Consider the following 16,288-nt stretch of genomic DNA (forward strand, 5'->3'; position numbering starts at 1 on the left):
CCAAAATAATTTATCCGGCTTATTCTGCCTCAATCGAATTCGTATTTTCAGATATTGTATTGGGGCTTACAGTCTCTGGACTGACTCGTTCTTGCGACAGTTTCGGAGGTGGAGGAGCCCACTGCCGTATATGCTGGCCCACCGATTCATAAAAATGTGGGACTGAAGTTTCTAACTCTTGGATTATTGTTCTGGTTTGGCCGAACCGATTGCCCAAATCTACCGGCATGATAACATCAAAACCGACGACCGTCATTTTGCCTTTATCTTCGCCAATCCTGTCTGGGTTCTCTCGTAGGTCACTCAAGGGCAGCTGAGTGGTTGGTGAAGATCCGGGCCAATACATTCTGATATGTGCTTTTGAATCTGCCTGTTTGGGGATCTGTCGTAACAGCCAATTCAAGCGAGCTTTATTCGAGACTTTATCGCCGGGAGCCTTGACGTACATCGAGTTTAGAATGGAGCGACGGCGTAGATCGACTATCACCGATAGGGGTGATGCCGCATCAGGCACGTCCAAATTGATAGCCAATGCCTGCTTCGAAACGAGTTCCTTTACGTCGCTCTCGAACTTTGCTCCCGGACTTGAAGATTCTGCGCGTGATAGTTTTTCACGCACAAATGTACCGAGTTGACGGCTAAGGATAAGACTCAGATCTTTTGTTTCTTGCTGCCAAGCTTCAACGACGGCATTGAGGTCATCGTTGCGCACCAGTTTTCCGCCAGCTTGCACTAGAGCGCACACTGCACTCCATGCTTTCGGCATTTGAGAGAAGCCTTCCACCCCTGCGCTTGGGTGACTTATAAAACGCAGGAATTCTTTTAGGATATTTGCTTGCTCTTCATCTTCAATGTCCTGATTTGCAGTTAGCAACCGTGCCACAGTCATTATTTGCATCCAGGAAAAGTGATATAGCCCGATGCCCTTGAATTTTGTTGAGATGATTTTGACTGGATGATGGTCGGGTACTGTCGCAAATTGGTTCGAGATTGTTATCACGGCATCAATTTTTTTCGATTTTGCTATATCCAAATAGCGCTCCAATTGATCGTTTGATATCTCGGACTTTCCCACTTTTGCTTCAACGAGCGCCGACCAAGTGCGTTTTCCGGTTTCTAAAACGATCAAACCATCTGGCCGTCCCAGCTTTTTGTCAGTCAGATTGTTGAAGTTCACTTCCGTGTAAGTCGAAATTATCGTGGTCGATCCAATTCTTTGGTTAATTGAGTTAAATAGATTTTGAGAAAAACCTCTAACGAAAGTGAGCGTCGCTAAGAAAATAGAGAGTGTTCTGCCTTCTTTGGAAGTGTCTGCTAGAATGGGGAACAGCCGAGCCCGTTGAGGGTTCATTAAATCAGGTAGGTCCGCCATGTCAGTCTCCCATTTATTTTTGGATGTCTTAACTATTGTGGCCCTTATACTCAAATTAATCTAAAATTGGTCTGGTTTGTCCAACCAACCCCGCAATATCGCGTTCACCTTTTCCGGCGCTTCCTGTTGCACCCAGTGCGACACGCCGGGCAGGCGGTGCAATTCTAGATTTGGCACCCACTCTTCGGTGCCGTCGGTGCAGCGGATGTCGATTGCTGCATCTTCTTCTCCCCAGATCATCAGGGTCGGGATATCTACAATCCCGTCGCCGATCTCTCGCACGTCCTTGGTGCGGAGCAGGGCGCGGTAATAGTTGATCATCGCGCGCAAGGCGCCGGGGCGGCTGGCGGCGTCGGCGTAGACTTGCAATTCGCTATCGGGAAAGCGGCTTTTGTCGACGGCCATATTGGAAAAGGCCTGTTTGATAGGTTCCGCTCCGTTTCGTCCGAACAATTTTTCGGGCAACCACGGGATCTGGAAGAAGAAAATATACCAGCTTTTCCTGAGCTGATACCAGTGCCGCATTTCCCGTTGCGCGCATTTTGGATGCGGCACATTCATGATCACCAGTCTGGTCAGCGGGCGTATCTTTTTGATCGCGAAATGCCAGGCGATGATCGCGCCCCAGTCATGGGCGATCAAGGTGACTTCTTCCGCGCCGCTGGCATCGATCAGGGCTGCGATGTCCTGGACCAATATGTTCAGGCGATAGGATTCGATACCCTCCGGTCTGCTTGATCCGCCATAGCCCCGTAAATTAGGCGCCCAGACGCGGTAGCCCATCTCGGCGAGCATCGGCATCTGGTGACGCCAGCTATGGTTCAGTTCGGGGAAGCCATGCAGGCAAAGGGCGAGCTTTTTGCCTGCACCCGCGGTTGCCACTTCGAAACTCTGGCCGTTGGCTTCGATCCATTCCACCGCGATGCCACTCGACGGTTCGGGATTCCATGAGACATTTTTTTCCATATTTTTATCTTGCACGAGGACGCTTTAACCAACCAGTTAAATCTGTTATAGCACCGAAAAAAATAAAGGAGAGAGTCGATGCATGATATGGTTATACGCGGGGGAACCGTGGTTGATGGTACGGGCGGAGCGCCCTTTGTCGCCGATGTCGCGATTGACGGTGATCGCGTTTCGCTGGTCGGAACGGTAACGGCGCAGGGCCGCGAAGAGATTGATGCATCGGGAAAATTTGTCACCCCCGGCTTTGTCGACGTGCACACCCATTATGACGGGCAGGCGACGTGGGACGATGAAATGGCGCCCTCGAGCTGGCATGGTATCACTACAGTCGTGATGGGCAATTGCGGTGTCGGTTTTGCGCCGGCCCGGCCCGATCGTCACGAATGGCTGATCAATCTGATGGAAGGCGTGGAGGATATCCCCGGTACTGCGCTGGCCGAAGGCATGAGCTGGAACTGGGAAACTTTCCCGGAATATCTTGACGAGCTGGAAAGAATGCCGCGCACCGTCGATGTCGCGACGCATGTGCCGCATGGCGCGGTCCGCGCCTATGTGCTGGGCGACCGGGAGAAACCCGGTGCGGTGCCGACACAAGATGAAATCGACCAGATGTCGCAGATTGTCGAAGATGGCCTGAAAGCGGGCGCTCTCGGATTCTCGACCTCGCGGACGATCCTGCATCGCAGCATTGACGGCGAACTTGTTCCTGGCACGACGGCGACGAAGGAAGAATTGATAGGTATCGGCCGCGCGATGGGCCGGGTCGGCTATGGCGTGTTCGAGATGGCCAGCGATCTCAACAAGGAATGGGATGAATTCGGCTGGATGGGCGATCTCAGCCGCGAAACCGGTTTGCCGGTGACCTTTGCGGCGCTGCAGTCGATCGCCAAGGAACAGACGCTCGACGAGCAGATCAGCAATATGCGCGCGGAAAACGATAATGGTGCCAATATCGTCGCGCAGATTGCGCTGCGCGGAAACGGCATTGTCATGGCCTGGCAGGGCACGGTGCATCCCTTCGTCCGCCACCCAAGCTGGGTTGCGATGGAAGGCCTGTCCTGGGATGAAAAATATGCCAAGCTGAAGGATCCGGCGTTCAAGACACAATTGCTGAGTGAGAGTGCCGAGATGCCGGAGCAGGTCGATATCGTCCCGGTCTTCATGATCATCACGCAGGGCTGGCCGGTGCAGTTCGAGATGGACCTGGATTTCAATTACGAGCCGCAGGCGGATGAAAGCATCGCTTCTCGTGCCGCTGCCGCTGGCAAATCGGGCGCGGAATATGCCTATGACCTGATGATGACCGATGACGGCAAGGGCTTTATCTATCTGCCCTTGCTCAACTATATGGACGGCAATCTCGATTTCCTCGAAACATTGCAGCAGTCCGATGACACGGTGAACAGCCTGTCGGATGGCGGCGCGCATTGCGGCACCATCTGCGATGCCGCGAGCCCGACCTTCATGCTCGAATACTGGGTGAAGAACCGGACGCGCGGGACGATCAGCATCGAGAATGCCATCAAGCGGCAATGTCTGGATACGTCACGGCTCTATGGCCTGAACGATCGCGGCGTGCTCAAGCCCGGCTATCTGGCGGATGTCAACGTGATCGATATGGAGCGGATCAAGCTGGGCAAACCATGGCTGGCGTTCGACCTGCCAGCGGGCGGCAAGCGCTTGCTGCAAAAGGCTGATGGCTATGATTATACGATCAAGTCGGGGCAGGTGACCTTCAAGGGCGGCGTCGTGACCGACAAGCGTCCCGGCGGCCTGATCCGCGGTCCGCAGATGGTCGAAATGCTCGAAGCGGCGGAATAGTTATAGGAGCGCAGCCGGATTGCCGGCTGCGCTCCTAAATCAATCGAGAGGATCAGAGTCCGGTCCAGCGTAGCCGGACAAAGGCACTCCTGCCTGCACCCGGTAAACGCGCGCCAAGCGCCACGTCCGAACCGCTGACGCGATTGTAGCCCGCGAGATGGTCCGTATAATTTTTGTTGAACAGATTTTCCACGCTGGCGTCGAGCGACAATGTGGATGTGAGTGCAACATGGCCGAATAATCCAGCGAGTAAATAACCGTTACTGGGCTGTTCGCTATTGGTGGCAGACACTTTGTTCTGGTCTGCAAAAGCGTGCAATTCGGCACCCAGATGCCAGACTTCCTCTTGCCAGCTCAAGGCCACGCGAGCGTTCGGCGGTGTGATGCGATACAGATCGTCATCAATGTCGCGTCGTTTTGCGCGGACATAACTGGCCGTACCGTCCAGATGCAAAGGCCCGCTTATATGCCAGCCGAAATCCAGATCGGCGCCGTAAAATTCCGCATCGACATTGCCAAAGCGTAACGGTGTGGGATCGCCATTCATATTTGCGACCATTTCCACCGGACTGTCGATAACGACTGGAGTGTCATCATATGGCACGCCCTGAATGAAATCATCGACGCGCCGATAGAACAGCGTTGGCCGTGCATAGAAACGGCTATCCTGATAGTCGAAACCAATTTCGGCGATCCAGGCTTTTTCATTGCCGAGATTCAGATCGCCGACATAGATATTACCGTCGGCAAGGCCACCACTTGCGCCGGTTGGCAACCATGAAAAACGCTCAACGGCATTGGCGACACGGGTCTTGTACGCAAAGGACAGGCGGGGTTTGAAGTTTCCCATATCGCTCCAGAAGCGTGCTGTGACATCGACCGTATTATCGGACCAGGTGCGATCCCACGCGGCGAAACCATTCGCGAGCATGCGTGGGCCCATCGGAACGGCGCTGCCCAACAACGGCGACCCTGCCTCCATCCGGTGATGGTCAAAGCGGGCGCCGATTTCGGCTTCCACCGGTCCAAATCCAAGACGGCTTTCCACGAAGGCACCCACCCGGCTGCCGGAAATATTATTGAGCGATGTCAGGAAAAAAGCCGTATTCGAGGGATTGGTAATCCGCACATCCTTGTCCAGTGTCTCAACATCTGCGCCAATCCGGACATGGCGTTCCGGGGTTCCGATGCGTAGCGCGGTGGCAGCCGTACTGGTGTCCGCATCGGCAAAAGTGCCGCGTTGATCCGCCGGGCTGGCCGGACCTTGTCGCAGAGAAAAATTATCCATCAGATGCCGGATCGCGACGTGCCCCGCTTCCACTTCAAGATATAGATTGTCATCGAGCTGCCCTTCATAGGCCAGGCTCAGGAAGTCCGTGTTGAAATACTGGATATCCATTGGGAAAGGCGGGTTGCCGGTCGGATCGGTTTCCTGCCGCCGGTAAGACAGGGTCAGGCTGCCGTCCCCGACTTTCAGTCCCGCATGGGCACCAAAATTCAGGCGCTCGAAGCTGGATGATGCAATGGTCCCGTCGGGGAATTGCAGGTTATCGCCTTTCTCGTAGGACGCGATTACACCGAATTTGACCCGCTCATTGGACAGGCTGACAAGCCCACCCATTAAATAGCTATTGTCGCCGCTGCGATAGCCGGCGGTTAAATCAGCGTGGGGTTGCATTGCAGAGCCTTGGGAGAACTGCGCTTCCTTTAGAATGGCATTGACGCCACCGCCAAGGCCCGGACCTTTGCGAACCGGGCTGATACCGCGATCCACTTCGATCCGGTCCACCAGAGCCATAGGTGCATAATGAAGCGGCGGGTCCATTAAATTGGGTCCGCCCGACGAAAAGCGCTGTCCATCGATGCGCACCAATATCCGGTCGCCAAACAGGCCGCGATACTGGACCTGGCCGGACAGGCCGCCATTGTCGAGCAAGGCGGCACCCGGTGCGCGGGCAACCAGCGACGCTGCGTCAGGGGTAGAAATAATTTCCTTGTCGCTTTCGATCTCGTCGGTGGTCGCCGTGGCGCGCTGACCGGTGACTATGATATCGGTCAGCGGGTCAGTCTCGGCAAAAGCGGGCGAGGCAAGGGCGATGTTCGCCGTAAAGGCGGTCAATATTGTTCTGTTCATGATAAATCCCAAACGGCCATGTCCCACTGTGTGGGAGGGCCGGAAAAATGCAAATGGTGCGATCAACCGCCAATCAGGGCGAAGGTCGCGCGCTATTTCAGATGTTTTGGGAAACTAAAGGCGGCCCGGTTGCGGGCGGGACGTTGATCCGGTTGCGCAGCGCAAAGCGGCGCGGTTCGGACGGTTCGTGCGTGGCCGGAGCCAAGGTGGACATTGCGAGCTCTGGTGTGGAAGAAGCCAGACCAAAGGACGTGCCACCGGCGAAAGCACAGGCAGGCGTTGATGGTTCTTGTTCGGGTTCCGGCGCGCTCTCGTCCTGCTGACCATATACCAGCGATAGCAGGTCAAAGTCGGGATTGTCTGGCGTTATCACCAGCTTGCTGTCGGCGTGGCCGGAGCACAGCTTGATCGCAAAGCCGCTGGCAGTTTGCGTGGGCATGAAGCCTTGTGGCGCAAGTGCGCTCAGCAATATTGCGAGCAAAGCGAAAGCGTGAATCGCCGGGTTGGTTTTCAGGAACCGGGAGAGGGCGAGGGGCCGAGTCATTGTTTATGCGGGCGCTATATTGCGCCGCGGGAGTAAATGCTAGTGTTCTCGGACGGGTCGGCTGCGAGAAGCCGAACACTCAATACAATATGGTCAAGGTTCAAGGGTCGCAGCTTACATTTCCGTCACCCCAGCGCAGGCTGGGGCCCAACCCGATCTGGCGATGACCAGCAAGTTTTGCACTTGGCGAGAACAAGCGGGAGACAGCAACATTGGTATAGGCTCCAGCCTGCGCTGGAGTGACAGGATTGAACGCAATTGGATGAGACCATGCAACGGTTTGCTGCCGTTTGTGGTGAGCTTGTCGAACCACCCCTGTAGCCGAGAGCTGCCCTTCGACAGGCTCAGGACGAACGGAGCTCATTAAGTCTACGCAACCCTCTCCCTCAACGGAGAGCTATCAAACCCGCATCGGCATCAGTACATAAAGCGCCGTCGACTTGTCATTCTCGCGAATAAGTGTCGGTGCGCTGGCGTCGGCCAGATGCAGTTCGACGGTATCGCCTTCGATCTCGCCGAGAATATCCATCAGATATTTCGAGTTGAAACCGATTTCGAATGTGTCGTCCTTATAGGAGCCGGGCACTTCTTCTTCAGCCTTGCCATTTTCGGGCGAGGTGACGGAAAGTGTGATCTTGTCATCGCCGAGCGCCATTTTGACAGCACGGGTTTTTTCGGTGGCGATGGTCGAGACGCGGTCGACGCCCTGGGCGAAGCTTTTTGCGTCGATCTTGAGCAGCTTGTCATTGCCGGTCGGGATGACGCGTGTGTAATCGGGGAAGGTGCCGTCGATCAGCTTGCTGGTCAGGATCGCGGTGCCGAGGGTGAAGCGGATCTTGCTTGCCGACAGGTCGATCTGGACCGATGATTCATTGTTCTCGTCGAGCAATTTACGCAGTTCATTGACGCATTTGCGCGGGACGATCACGTCGGGCATGCCTTCTGCACCGGCGGGCCGGGGCAGAGTGACGCGGGCGAGGCGGTGGCCGTCGGTCGCGGCGGCTTTGAGCACCGGTGTTTCTTCATCCTGCACGTGCAGGAAAATACCGTTGAGATAATAGCGGGTCTCTTCGGTCGAGATCGCGAAGCGGGTCTTGTCGATGATCTGGATCAGCGAGCTTGCAGGCAGTTCGAAACTGGTCGGCAGTTCGCCTTCGGCAATGACCGGGAAATCGTCGCGGGGCAGCGTCTGCAGGTTGAAGCGGGCGCGGCCGGCGTTGACCTTCATTTTGCCATCGGCAGCGTCGAGCTGGACCTGCGAACCGTCGGGCAACTTGCGGGCGATGTCGAACAAGGTGTGTGCGGAAACTGTGGTCGATCCCGCGGTCTCGACCTGGGCTTCGACGGTTTCAACGACCTGAAGGTCGAGGTCGGTTGCCATCAGCTTGATGCTGCCGTCGGCGCTTGCCTCGATCAGTACGTTGGACAAAATCGGAATAGTGTTGCGCCGCTCAACCACGGACTGGACATGGCCCAGGCTCTTTAGCAATGCCGCGCGTTCAATGGTCGCTTTCATAAACCGTCCTTCTTGTTCCCGATCAACCGTGAAAATAGCTGTGCGAATGACTCCGCACGGCTTCACGGATAGTTACCCGCTTCATTAACAATAAAGTGCCGCAGGGCAAGCCTGATCGCGGCCCGATGTCCGATAATGCCGTGAAAAACTGTGGAAAAAACTAGTGAGGCGGGTAAAGCCGCAGTTTCATGGGATGGTTTTTGCCATTTTGGAACGGGACAGGAAAGATATGAGCGGCATCAATACCAATGGAAAGCGTCTGTTTATTGCGCGCCACGGCGAGACAATCTTCAACCTCGCGGCGCGGATCCAGGGCGACCATGTCCATACGCCGCTGACCCGCGCCGGTTTCGCCCAAGCCGATGCGATGGGGCGCGCTCTTGCGCTGCACCTTGCGCCAAACCCACCGGCTCTCGATCTGATCGCTTCGGATACCGACCGGGCGCTGCAGACTTTATCTGTGGTCGCCGAGCATGTCGGGGCCGACTGGCATCAGGCGCGCAGCGACGCGCGGCTTCAGGAAATTGATATGGGGGAGTGGGGCGGCGTCTATTACCGGGATCTGGCCGGCAAGCTCGAAATCGACGAAGAGGAGCGGTTGTTTGCCACGGTGGCTCCCGGTGGCGAAGATTATCGCGATATTGCGAAACGACTGGAACATTGGCTTGCAGAGCAGAATTTTACCCGCGACGCTGTCCTGATCAGCCATGGTATGACCAGCCGGGTATTGCGCGGCCTGCTCGTTGGCGCCGATCCGCACCCGCGCTTTGGCGCGCCGATCGCCGCAGGCCTGCCGCAGGGTTCGATCGTGCAGATTTGTGACGGCGTGGAAGAGATTATCCACACCGGCGGAGGGGAAGGGGAGAAGGCTTGAAAAAGCGGCTCATTCTTCTGGGGCTTTTTGTGTCCGCGATTCCGGGGCCGGTGGTCGCGAAGGATTCCCTCGGCATATTCAACAGCTGGGGGGCGTTCCGCGATCCGGAAATCCCGCGCTGCTATGCAATTGCGGAATCGGAAGAGATTAATGGCAAGGCACAACGCAAATCCTATGTCAGCATCGGGTTCTGGCCCAAACGCGAGATCAGGCGGCAATTCCACGTTCGCCTGAGCCGGAACCGGTCAACCAATAGCCGGGTGACCGTCAGCATCGCCGGTCGCCGGTTCCAGCTTACCGCCAATCGCTCTGATGGCTGGTCGCAGGACAAGCGGATGGACGCCGCGATCATCGCCGCGATCCGTTCGTCCACCAGCATGACCGTCGAAAGTGTCGGCCGCGATGGCAAGTCGATCGTCGATGCCTACCGGCTGCGGGGCGCGGCAACGGCCATAGACGCGGCATCGCTCGGTTGTTCGCGGTTGCGGTAGATTTTCCTGCAGACACTCCCTATATGCCGCTTCATGCAGATACCCGGCCATATAGATCCCGTTCCCTTGCCATCCAAGGTTACCCCGCGTGAAGACGGTCGCGTCGACCTCATTGGTCTCAGCGTTGCGGAAATCCGCGACGTTCTGATCACTGCGGGACTTGAAGAAAAGCAGGGAAAACTGCGCTCCAAGCAGCTGTTCCACTGGATATATCATCGCGGGATCAACGATTTTGCCCTGATGACCGATATGAGCAAATCACTGCGGCCCTGGCTGGCTGAGCGCTTCGTGATCGGGCGACCGGAAATTGTCGAAGCGCATCTGTCGGAAGACGGTACCCGGAAATGGTTGCTGCGCTCTGCCGACTCCCAGGATTATGAAATGGTTTTCATCCCTGACGAGGATCGCGGCACATTATGTATTTCCAGTCAGGTCGGCTGTACGCTCAATTGCCGTTTTTGCCATACCGGCACGATGCGGCTTGTGCGCAACCTGACGCCCGGCGAGATCGTCGGTCAGGTCATGCTGGCGCGTGATGCGCTGGGCGAGTGGCCGAAAGGCGTCATGGACTTTGCCGAGGAAGGCGAAGCGGATAATACCAAGGAATATAATCAGGCCTATAAGTCTGACGGACGCCTGCTGACCAACATCGTGCTGATGGGCATGGGCGAACCATTGTATAATTTCGAGAATGTCCGTGATGCGATGAAGATTGTCATGGACGGCGACGGGCTTGCGCTCTCCCGCCGGCGGATCACGTTGTCAACCAGCGGCGTTGTACCGATGATTGCCCGGGCCGGAGCGGAAATTAACGTCAATCTCGCGATTTCCCTGCACGCGGTGAACAAGGAAACCAGAGACGAGATCGTCCCGCTCAACCGCAAATATTCGATTGAGGAGCTGTTGCAGGCTTGTGCCGATTATCCCGGAGCCAATAACGCCCGGCGGATCACCTTTGAATATGTGATGCTGAAAGACAAGAATGACAGCGATCAGGATGCCCGCGAGCTGGTCAACCTGCTGCGCAATTATGATTTGCCCGCCAAGGTGAATCTGATCCCGTTCAATCCCTGGCCCGGTTCGGACTATGAATGTTCGACCCCCGAACGGATCAAGTCATTTTCAACGATCATCTTTAACGCCGGTATCAGCGCGCCAATCCGGACCCCCAGAGGTCGCGATATCATGGCGGCTTGCGGCCAATTGAAATCCGCGAGCGAAAAGAAAAGCCGGGCGGAACTGGACCGGCTCGCCGAAGAGAAGCAGGCTGCGCTCGGCTAGGCTGCTGCGATCAGGCCAGTTTCGATCATTATATTCGATATGGCGGCTGTATTGTTCCAGCCATCGGTCTGCAGGATAGGCAGTGAGAAACGGAATTTGCCTGTGATCGCAGTCTACCGGGATTTTTTCTGTCGGTCAGATAGATACTCGTCTTGATGATCTGAATAAACCTGGATTGTAATTAAAGCGCAAAAAAAGGGCGGGTATTGCTACCCGCCCGATCTGCATTATTGATTTAATCCGGCTGAATTAGAATTGCATGCCGAGACTGACGAGGCCCTGGTTACGGGAAACACCGTCTTCGTAGTTGCTGTAACGATATTCGCCGCGGGCGAACATTTTGTCGCTCAGCTTATATTCGACACCGGCACCGACACGAACGCCGTCGGCGTTATAGCCGCCCAGTCCGGGGGAAGACACGCGAGCATTGGTATAGCCTGCCTTGGCATAGAGCAGGGCGGAGCCGCCTACGACATAACCAAGACGTGCGCCGGCATACAGATCACGGCCAGCATCGATGCGACCTCCTGCATTGGAAATTTTGCTGGTGGACTCGGTTGCTTCGAGCTCGGCACCATAGACAAGATTGCCCGACTGGACGTCATAGCCCAGCGCAGCACCGTAAAGAAATCCATCAACATTATCGACTCCGGCAATATCCAGGTCAATATTGTCATATCCAGCGATTGCGGTGGCTTTTACGCCGGAAAAATCGCCTTTTTCCTGAGCCATTGCGGGGGACGCAAGCACAGATGCTGCAATAGCAACTGCTATTGTTACATTTTTCATTTTATTTGTTCCTTGGTTTTACGATTAAATGACCGCTACTATTATTGATCTTAAATTCTTCTTTCGCGGTCGACTGTTGATATAAGTTTACAAACCTGAATGACAACTGCACGAATGAATTAAAATTGTAACAAATGCCGTTCTCGCGGGCTGTGTTGTGGATATGCAACAGTCGCTCGTTGTAACGTCGGGCTTGGCAACGCCGAACCAATGGCTAGAGTGCGATCATGCCGAAGGACGCCATCATTCCCCGCCAGAAACGTCACCGTCTGACCACGCGTCTGTGGCACTGGACCAATGCTCTCTGTCTGATGGTGTTGTTGATGAGTGGTCTGACGATTTTCAACGCCCATCCTCGACTCTATTGGGGCGAATATGGCGCGAATGATGACTATGCCTGGATGGCAGTGGGGTCTTCGCAGACTATGGGTTATTTGCGCTTGGGGGAGCTGCGCATCGAGACAACAGGCTTTCTGGGCAATTGGCAGGATAGTCAGGGCCGGACCCAGAAATGGGCTTTCCCGGGTTGGGCGACCATCCCTTCAAGCTATAGTCTGGCCGATGGCCGACGCTGGCATTTCTTTTTTGCCTGGATATTCAGCTTCGGTCTGGGCTTTTTCATGCTGCGGTCGCTTTGGAGTCGCCACATTCAGCGCGACCTTCATATGCGGCGCGAGGAATGGCGGCCGTCGCATCTGTGGCGGTCTTTCCGCAATCATACGAGCCTGAGGGCAATCCGCCAATCGGCCGGTGAGGATTATAACAGCATCCAGAAGCTGAGCTATATCGGGGTGATTTTTATCCTGTTGCCCCTGATGATTTTCACGGGTCTGACCATGTCTCCCGCGATGGACGCCAATTGGCCGTTTCTGACCGATCTGCTGGGTGGCCGCCAGTCGGCGCGTTCGCTTCACTTCATTACAGCGTTCCTGCTGGTGCTATTTTTCCTGATTCATATGGCGATGGTTCTGCTTTCCGGTCCATTTCGGCAAATCGGAGCGATGATCTCGGGTGGTGAGCGGATGGAGCCGTCTCTATGACGATTATCACCCGCCGGAAATTGATCAGCAGCGCGGCGATCGGCGCGGGCAGCCTGTTGTCTGGCTGTGATGCTCTTAACCGGAGTCCTGCCTTTCAGGATATTCTGGCAAGTGCCGAAACCGCCAATTTCACGGTCCAGCGCGCTCTGGGTGACCGGATGCAGCTGGCGAGCGAATATGGCGTCGCCGATCTTTCTCCCAAGTTCCGGGCCAACGGCACCCGCGATCCGGGGACTGCCGATTATGCCGCCAGCGCGGCCCAAGGTTTTGGCAATTGGCGGCTCCGGCTTACGGGTCTGTTCGCCAAGCCCCAGCAATTCAGCCTCGCGGCGCTGCAATCCTTGCCACAGCGGACACAGATCACCCGGCACGACTGTGTCGAGGGCTGGAGTGCGATCGGGAAGTGGACCGGCGTCCCGCTCAAAATTCTGCTGGATCTTGCGCAGCTGAAAAGCAGCGCGAAGTTTCTGGTGTTTCACTGTGCCGACAGGCTGGGCGGCAGGCCTTATTACGAGAGCATCGACCTGATTGACGGCTTCCATCCGCAGACGATGCTGGCGTACCGGTTGAACGGGGAGCCGTTGCCAATCGAGAACGGGGCACCGCTGCGGCTCAGGGTCGAGCGGCAACTGGGTTATAAACAGGCGAAATATGTGACAGGGGTAGAAGCTGTGGCATCATTGGCCGGGATTGGCGAGGGCAAGGGCGGTTACTGGCAGGATGTCGCCAATTATGAGTGGTATGCGGGAATTTGATTTTGCGTTTGTTGTGTTTTCTTGGGAGTGAATGAATGTCGATTTTGGGACGTTTTCTAAAAAGTGTGATCGAAAAGGGTTCGATAAAGGTCACGCATCCCGACGGATCGACTGAAACATATGGCACGCCGACAGACGGCTATCCCGATATCGGCATCCGGCTCGCCGACAAGAATGTGGTGCGGCAGATATTGCTCGATCCGCGGCTCGGTGCTGCAGAGACGTTCATGGATGGCCGGCTGATCGTTGAACAGGGCGATATCATGCAACTGGTGCAGCTGTTGCGCGCCAACAAACCCTTCGAGCGCGGCGGAAAGCTCAAGGATCCGAGCGCATTCAAAAAGCTTCGTGACCATTTGGCGGGAAGCCTTGACCGGATCAACTTCCTGGGGCGGTCGAAAAGCAATGTCGCGCATCATTATGATATCGGCAACGATCTCTACGACCTGTTTCTGGATGACGACCTGCAATATAGTTGCGCCTATTGGGACTACGACCGGCGCGGGCCGGACATGACGCTGGAACAGGCGCAGGCTGACAAGAAGGCGCATATCGCCGCGAAGCTGGATTTGAAGCCGGGCCAGCGGGTGCTTGACATCGGTTGCGGCTGGGGCGGCATGGCGCTCTATCTGCACCGGACTACCGGCGTTGAAGTGCTGGGCATTACGCTGAGCGAAGAACAGCTAAAAAAGGCGCGGGAACGGGCCGAGAAGGAAGGCGTGGCCGACAAGGTGAAGTTCGAACTGATCGACTATCGCGATCTTGCCGTGCGCGATGCGGGGGCGTTCGACCGGATTGTCTCGGTCGGTATGTTCGAACATGTCGGCACGCCGCAGTTCCGCACCTTTTTCCGGTGCTGCGCCAATCTTATGACCGGTGACGGGGTTATGCTGCTGCACACGATCGGGCGGATGGGAGGTCCCGGGACGACCGATGCCTTTACCCGCAAATATATCTTTCCGGGCGGTTATATACCGGCGCTGAGCGAAACGCTGGCGGCCAGCGAGCAATTCCGCCTGATCGCGACAGATGTCGAGAATCTGCGGCTTCATTATGCTTTCACCCTGAGGGAATGGTATAAAAGAACCGTGGAAAACCGGGAAAAGATCATCGCGCTATATGACGAGCGTTTCTACCGGATGTGGATATTCTATCTGGCTGGAGCAACGGCGGCGTTCGAAAATGGCGGCATGTGCAATTATCAAATCCAGTTCAGCCGAAACAGGCGGACTTTACCGCTGACCCGGGATTATATCGGCGAGACCGAGAAGAATTTGACGGCGTAGTTTTCTTTTCACGTTGCGCCAGAGACCTTATCTATCGTGGATATATCATATTGCGCCGAAATTTGGACCCTGTTAGGCGGCCAGTCTAATCTGGGTTCTACTCTTTGAAAGACGATAAAATGAGCGATTCCGTAAAGCGTGTGGTTCTGGCCTTCTCCGGCGGCCTCGACACCAGCGTTATTCTGAAATGGTTGCAGCAGGAATATCAGTGCGAGGTGGTGACTTTTACCGCCGATCTGGGGCAGGGCGAAGAACTGGGTCCTGCGCGACGGGTCGCCGAAACGCTCGGTGTCAAACCGGAACATATTTTTATCGACGACCTGCGCGAAGAATTCGTCAAGGATTTTGTCTTTCCGATGATGCGCGCCAACGCGCTTTATGAAGGTCTGTATCTGCTCGGCACCTCGATCGCGCGGCCGCTGATTTCCAAGCGCCAGATTGAAATTGCCAAGCTGACCGGAGCCGACGCCGTGGCCCATGGCGCTACCGGCAAGGGCAATGACCAGATCCGCTTCGAGCTTGGCTATTATGGCCTTGATCCAGACGTGAAGGTAATCGCTCCGTGGCGCGAATGGGATCTCACCAGCCGCACCCGGCTGATCGAATTCGCTGAAAAACATCAGATTCCGATTCCCAAGGACAAGCGCGGGGAATCGCCATTTTCCTGCGATGCCAATATGCTGCACACCTCTTCAGAAGGCAAAGTGCTCGAAGATCCGTGGGAAGAAGTGCCGGATTATGTCTATTCGCGGACCAATAATCCCGAAGATGCACCGGACAAACCGGAATATATTACTGTCGATTTCGAGCGCGGCGATGGCGTTGCGATCAATGGCGAGGGGATGAGCCCCGCGACCCTGCTCGAGAAGCTCAACGACTATGGCCGCGAACATGGCATTGGCAGGCTCGACCTCGTCGAAAACCGCTATGTCGGTATGAAATCGCGCGGCATGTACGAAACGCCGGGTGGCACCATCTATCATGCGGCCCATCGCGGTATCGAGCAGCTGACACTGGATCGCGGCGCAGCCCATCTCAAGGACGAGCTGGCACCGCGTTATGCCGAACTGGTCTATAACGGTTTCTGGTTCTCGCCGGAGCGCGAGATGCTGCAGGCAGCGATCGACCACAGCCAGGCGCGGGTCAACGGCACCGTCCGGCTGAAACTCTACAAGGGATCGGTCGACGTGGTCGGGCGGAAATCCAAGGACAGCCTCTACAGCGAAAAAGTCGTCACATTTGAAGATGATGCAGGTGCTTATGACCAGAAGGACGCAGAAGGCTTCATCAAGCTCAACGCGCTGCGGTTGAAACTGCTTGGCAAGCGCAATGGCTAAAATCTGCAGTGATCCGCGCTTGTCGCGGAGCTGCGAAGATGTCGGGGCTCAGGGCCTCGATATCTTCCGCGGATTTGCGGTG

At 55.8% G+C, this 16,288-nt stretch carries 14 protein-coding genes; 8 read left to right on the forward strand and 6 right to left on the reverse strand.

Annotated features, from left to right (window positions below):
- Positions 1–19: 19 nt before the first annotated feature.
- Complete coding sequence (locus AAC060_RS05720; protein ID WP_339823949.1) at positions 20–1,372, reverse strand: hypothetical protein; 1,353 nt, start codon at positions 1,370–1,372, stop codon at positions 20–22.
- Positions 1,373–1,432: 60 nt separating this feature from the next.
- Positions 1,433–2,338, reverse strand: a complete 906-nt coding sequence (locus AAC060_RS05725; RefSeq protein WP_339823951.1) for an alpha/beta hydrolase — start codon at positions 2,336–2,338, stop codon at positions 1,433–1,435.
- A 78-nt stretch (positions 2,339–2,416) separates the two neighbouring features.
- On the opposite strand from AAC060_RS05725, the gene AAC060_RS05730 reads away from it, so the two are divergent.
- Positions 2,417–4,159 (forward strand): D-aminoacylase, encoded by a 1,743-nt coding sequence (locus AAC060_RS05730; protein ID WP_339823953.1) that lies wholly within the window; start codon positions 2,417–2,419, stop codon positions 4,157–4,159.
- Positions 4,160–4,211: 52 nt separating this feature from the next.
- Here the strand turns inward: AAC060_RS05730 and AAC060_RS05735 are convergent, their stop codons facing one another.
- The 3 genes from AAC060_RS05735 to dnaN form a co-directional block, all read right to left on the reverse strand.
- The gene (locus AAC060_RS05735) at positions 4,212–6,293 is read right to left on the reverse strand and encodes a TonB-dependent receptor (protein WP_339823955.1); all 2,082 of its coding nucleotides are present in this window, start codon (positions 6,291–6,293) and stop codon (positions 4,212–4,214) included.
- A gap of 97 nt (positions 6,294–6,390) precedes the next feature.
- Positions 6,391–6,837: a hypothetical protein gene (locus tag AAC060_RS05740; protein WP_339823957.1), complete on the reverse strand. Its 447-nt coding sequence runs from the start codon at positions 6,835–6,837 to the stop codon at positions 6,391–6,393.
- A 400-nt stretch (positions 6,838–7,237) separates the two neighbouring features.
- On the reverse strand, positions 7,238–8,353 hold the full coding sequence (gene dnaN / locus AAC060_RS05745; protein ID WP_339823959.1) for a DNA polymerase III subunit beta: 1,116 nt from the start codon (positions 8,351–8,353) through the stop codon (positions 7,238–7,240).
- A 229-nt stretch (positions 8,354–8,582) separates the two neighbouring features.
- On the opposite strand from dnaN, the gene AAC060_RS05750 reads away from it, so the two are divergent.
- The 3 genes from AAC060_RS05750 to rlmN are packed head-to-tail and all read left to right on the forward strand — an operon-like array spanning position 8,583 to position 10,999.
- A complete protein-coding gene (locus AAC060_RS05750) occupies positions 8,583–9,227 on the forward strand; it encodes a histidine phosphatase family protein (RefSeq protein ID WP_339823961.1) in 645 nt (214 codons plus the stop codon).
- Entirely contained in the window at positions 9,224–9,718 is a 495-nt protein-coding gene (locus AAC060_RS05755; protein ID WP_339823963.1) for a hypothetical protein, read from the forward strand. The genes AAC060_RS05750 and AAC060_RS05755 overlap by 4 nt, the downstream gene beginning before the upstream one ends.
- A 33-nt stretch (positions 9,719–9,751) precedes the next feature.
- The gene (gene rlmN / locus AAC060_RS05760; protein ID WP_339823966.1) at positions 9,752–10,999 is read left to right on the forward strand and encodes a 23S rRNA (adenine(2503)-C(2))-methyltransferase RlmN; all 1,248 of its coding nucleotides are present in this window, start codon (positions 9,752–9,754) and stop codon (positions 10,997–10,999) included.
- A gap of 249 nt (positions 11,000–11,248) precedes the next feature.
- On the opposite strand, the gene AAC060_RS05765 is transcribed toward rlmN, so the two are convergent.
- On the reverse strand, positions 11,249–11,788 hold the full coding sequence (locus AAC060_RS05765) for a porin family protein (RefSeq protein ID WP_339823968.1): 540 nt from the start codon (positions 11,786–11,788) through the stop codon (positions 11,249–11,251).
- Between the two features lie 227 nt (positions 11,789–12,015).
- On the opposite strand from AAC060_RS05765, the gene AAC060_RS05770 reads away from it, so the two are divergent.
- From AAC060_RS05770 to AAC060_RS05785, 4 genes are all read left to right on the forward strand, one after another.
- Complete coding sequence (locus tag AAC060_RS05770) at positions 12,016–12,828, forward strand: cytochrome b/b6 domain-containing protein (protein ID WP_339823970.1); 813 nt, start codon at positions 12,016–12,018, stop codon at positions 12,826–12,828.
- Positions 12,825–13,583, forward strand: coding sequence for a molybdopterin-binding protein (locus AAC060_RS05775; protein WP_339823972.1), 759 nt, complete (start codon positions 12,825–12,827; stop codon positions 13,581–13,583). Before AAC060_RS05770 ends, AAC060_RS05775 begins: the two co-directional genes overlap by 4 nt.
- A 35-nt stretch (positions 13,584–13,618) precedes the next feature.
- Positions 13,619–14,869 (forward strand): cyclopropane-fatty-acyl-phospholipid synthase family protein, encoded by a 1,251-nt coding sequence (locus tag AAC060_RS05780; protein WP_339823974.1) that lies wholly within the window; start codon positions 13,619–13,621, stop codon positions 14,867–14,869.
- A 119-nt stretch (positions 14,870–14,988) separates the two neighbouring features.
- Positions 14,989–16,206 (forward strand): argininosuccinate synthase, encoded by a 1,218-nt coding sequence (locus AAC060_RS05785; protein ID WP_339823976.1) that lies wholly within the window; start codon positions 14,989–14,991, stop codon positions 16,204–16,206.
- Positions 16,207–16,288: the final 82 nt, after the last annotated feature.

The sequence above is a fragment of the uncultured Parasphingorhabdus sp. genome, assembly GCF_963975555.1.
In the GTDB taxonomy this organism is placed as follows: Bacteria; Pseudomonadota; Alphaproteobacteria; order Sphingomonadales; family Sphingomonadaceae; genus Parasphingorhabdus.

Coding starts and splice junctions, on each gene's coding strand:
- AAC060_RS05720 (WP_339823949.1), bottom strand. CDS start 1,372: ATGGCGGACCTACCTGATTTAATGAACCCTCAACGGGCTCGGCTGTTC.
- AAC060_RS05725 (WP_339823951.1), bottom strand. CDS start 2,338: ATGGAAAAAAATGTCTCATGGAATCCCGAACCGTCGAGTGGCATCGCG.
- AAC060_RS05730 (WP_339823953.1), top strand. CDS start 2,417: ATGCATGATATGGTTATACGCGGGGGAACCGTGGTTGATGGTACGGGC.
- AAC060_RS05735 (WP_339823955.1), bottom strand. CDS start 6,293: ATGAACAGAACAATATTGACCGCCTTTACGGCGAACATCGCCCTTGCC.
- AAC060_RS05740 (WP_339823957.1), bottom strand. CDS start 6,837: ATGACTCGGCCCCTCGCCCTCTCCCGGTTCCTGAAAACCAACCCGGCG.
- dnaN (WP_339823959.1), bottom strand. CDS start 8,353: ATGAAAGCGACCATTGAACGCGCGGCATTGCTAAAGAGCCTGGGCCAT.
- AAC060_RS05750 (WP_339823961.1), top strand. CDS start 8,583: ATGAGCGGCATCAATACCAATGGAAAGCGTCTGTTTATTGCGCGCCAC.
- rlmN (WP_339823966.1), top strand. CDS start 9,752: ATGCAGATACCCGGCCATATAGATCCCGTTCCCTTGCCATCCAAGGTT.
- AAC060_RS05765 (WP_339823968.1), bottom strand. CDS start 11,788: ATGAAAAATGTAACAATAGCAGTTGCTATTGCAGCATCTGTGCTTGCG.
- AAC060_RS05770 (WP_339823970.1), top strand. CDS start 12,016: ATGCCGAAGGACGCCATCATTCCCCGCCAGAAACGTCACCGTCTGACC.
- AAC060_RS05775 (WP_339823972.1), top strand. CDS start 12,825: ATGACGATTATCACCCGCCGGAAATTGATCAGCAGCGCGGCGATCGGC.
- AAC060_RS05780 (WP_339823974.1), top strand. CDS start 13,619: ATGTCGATTTTGGGACGTTTTCTAAAAAGTGTGATCGAAAAGGGTTCG.
- AAC060_RS05785 (WP_339823976.1), top strand. CDS start 14,989: ATGAGCGATTCCGTAAAGCGTGTGGTTCTGGCCTTCTCCGGCGGCCTC.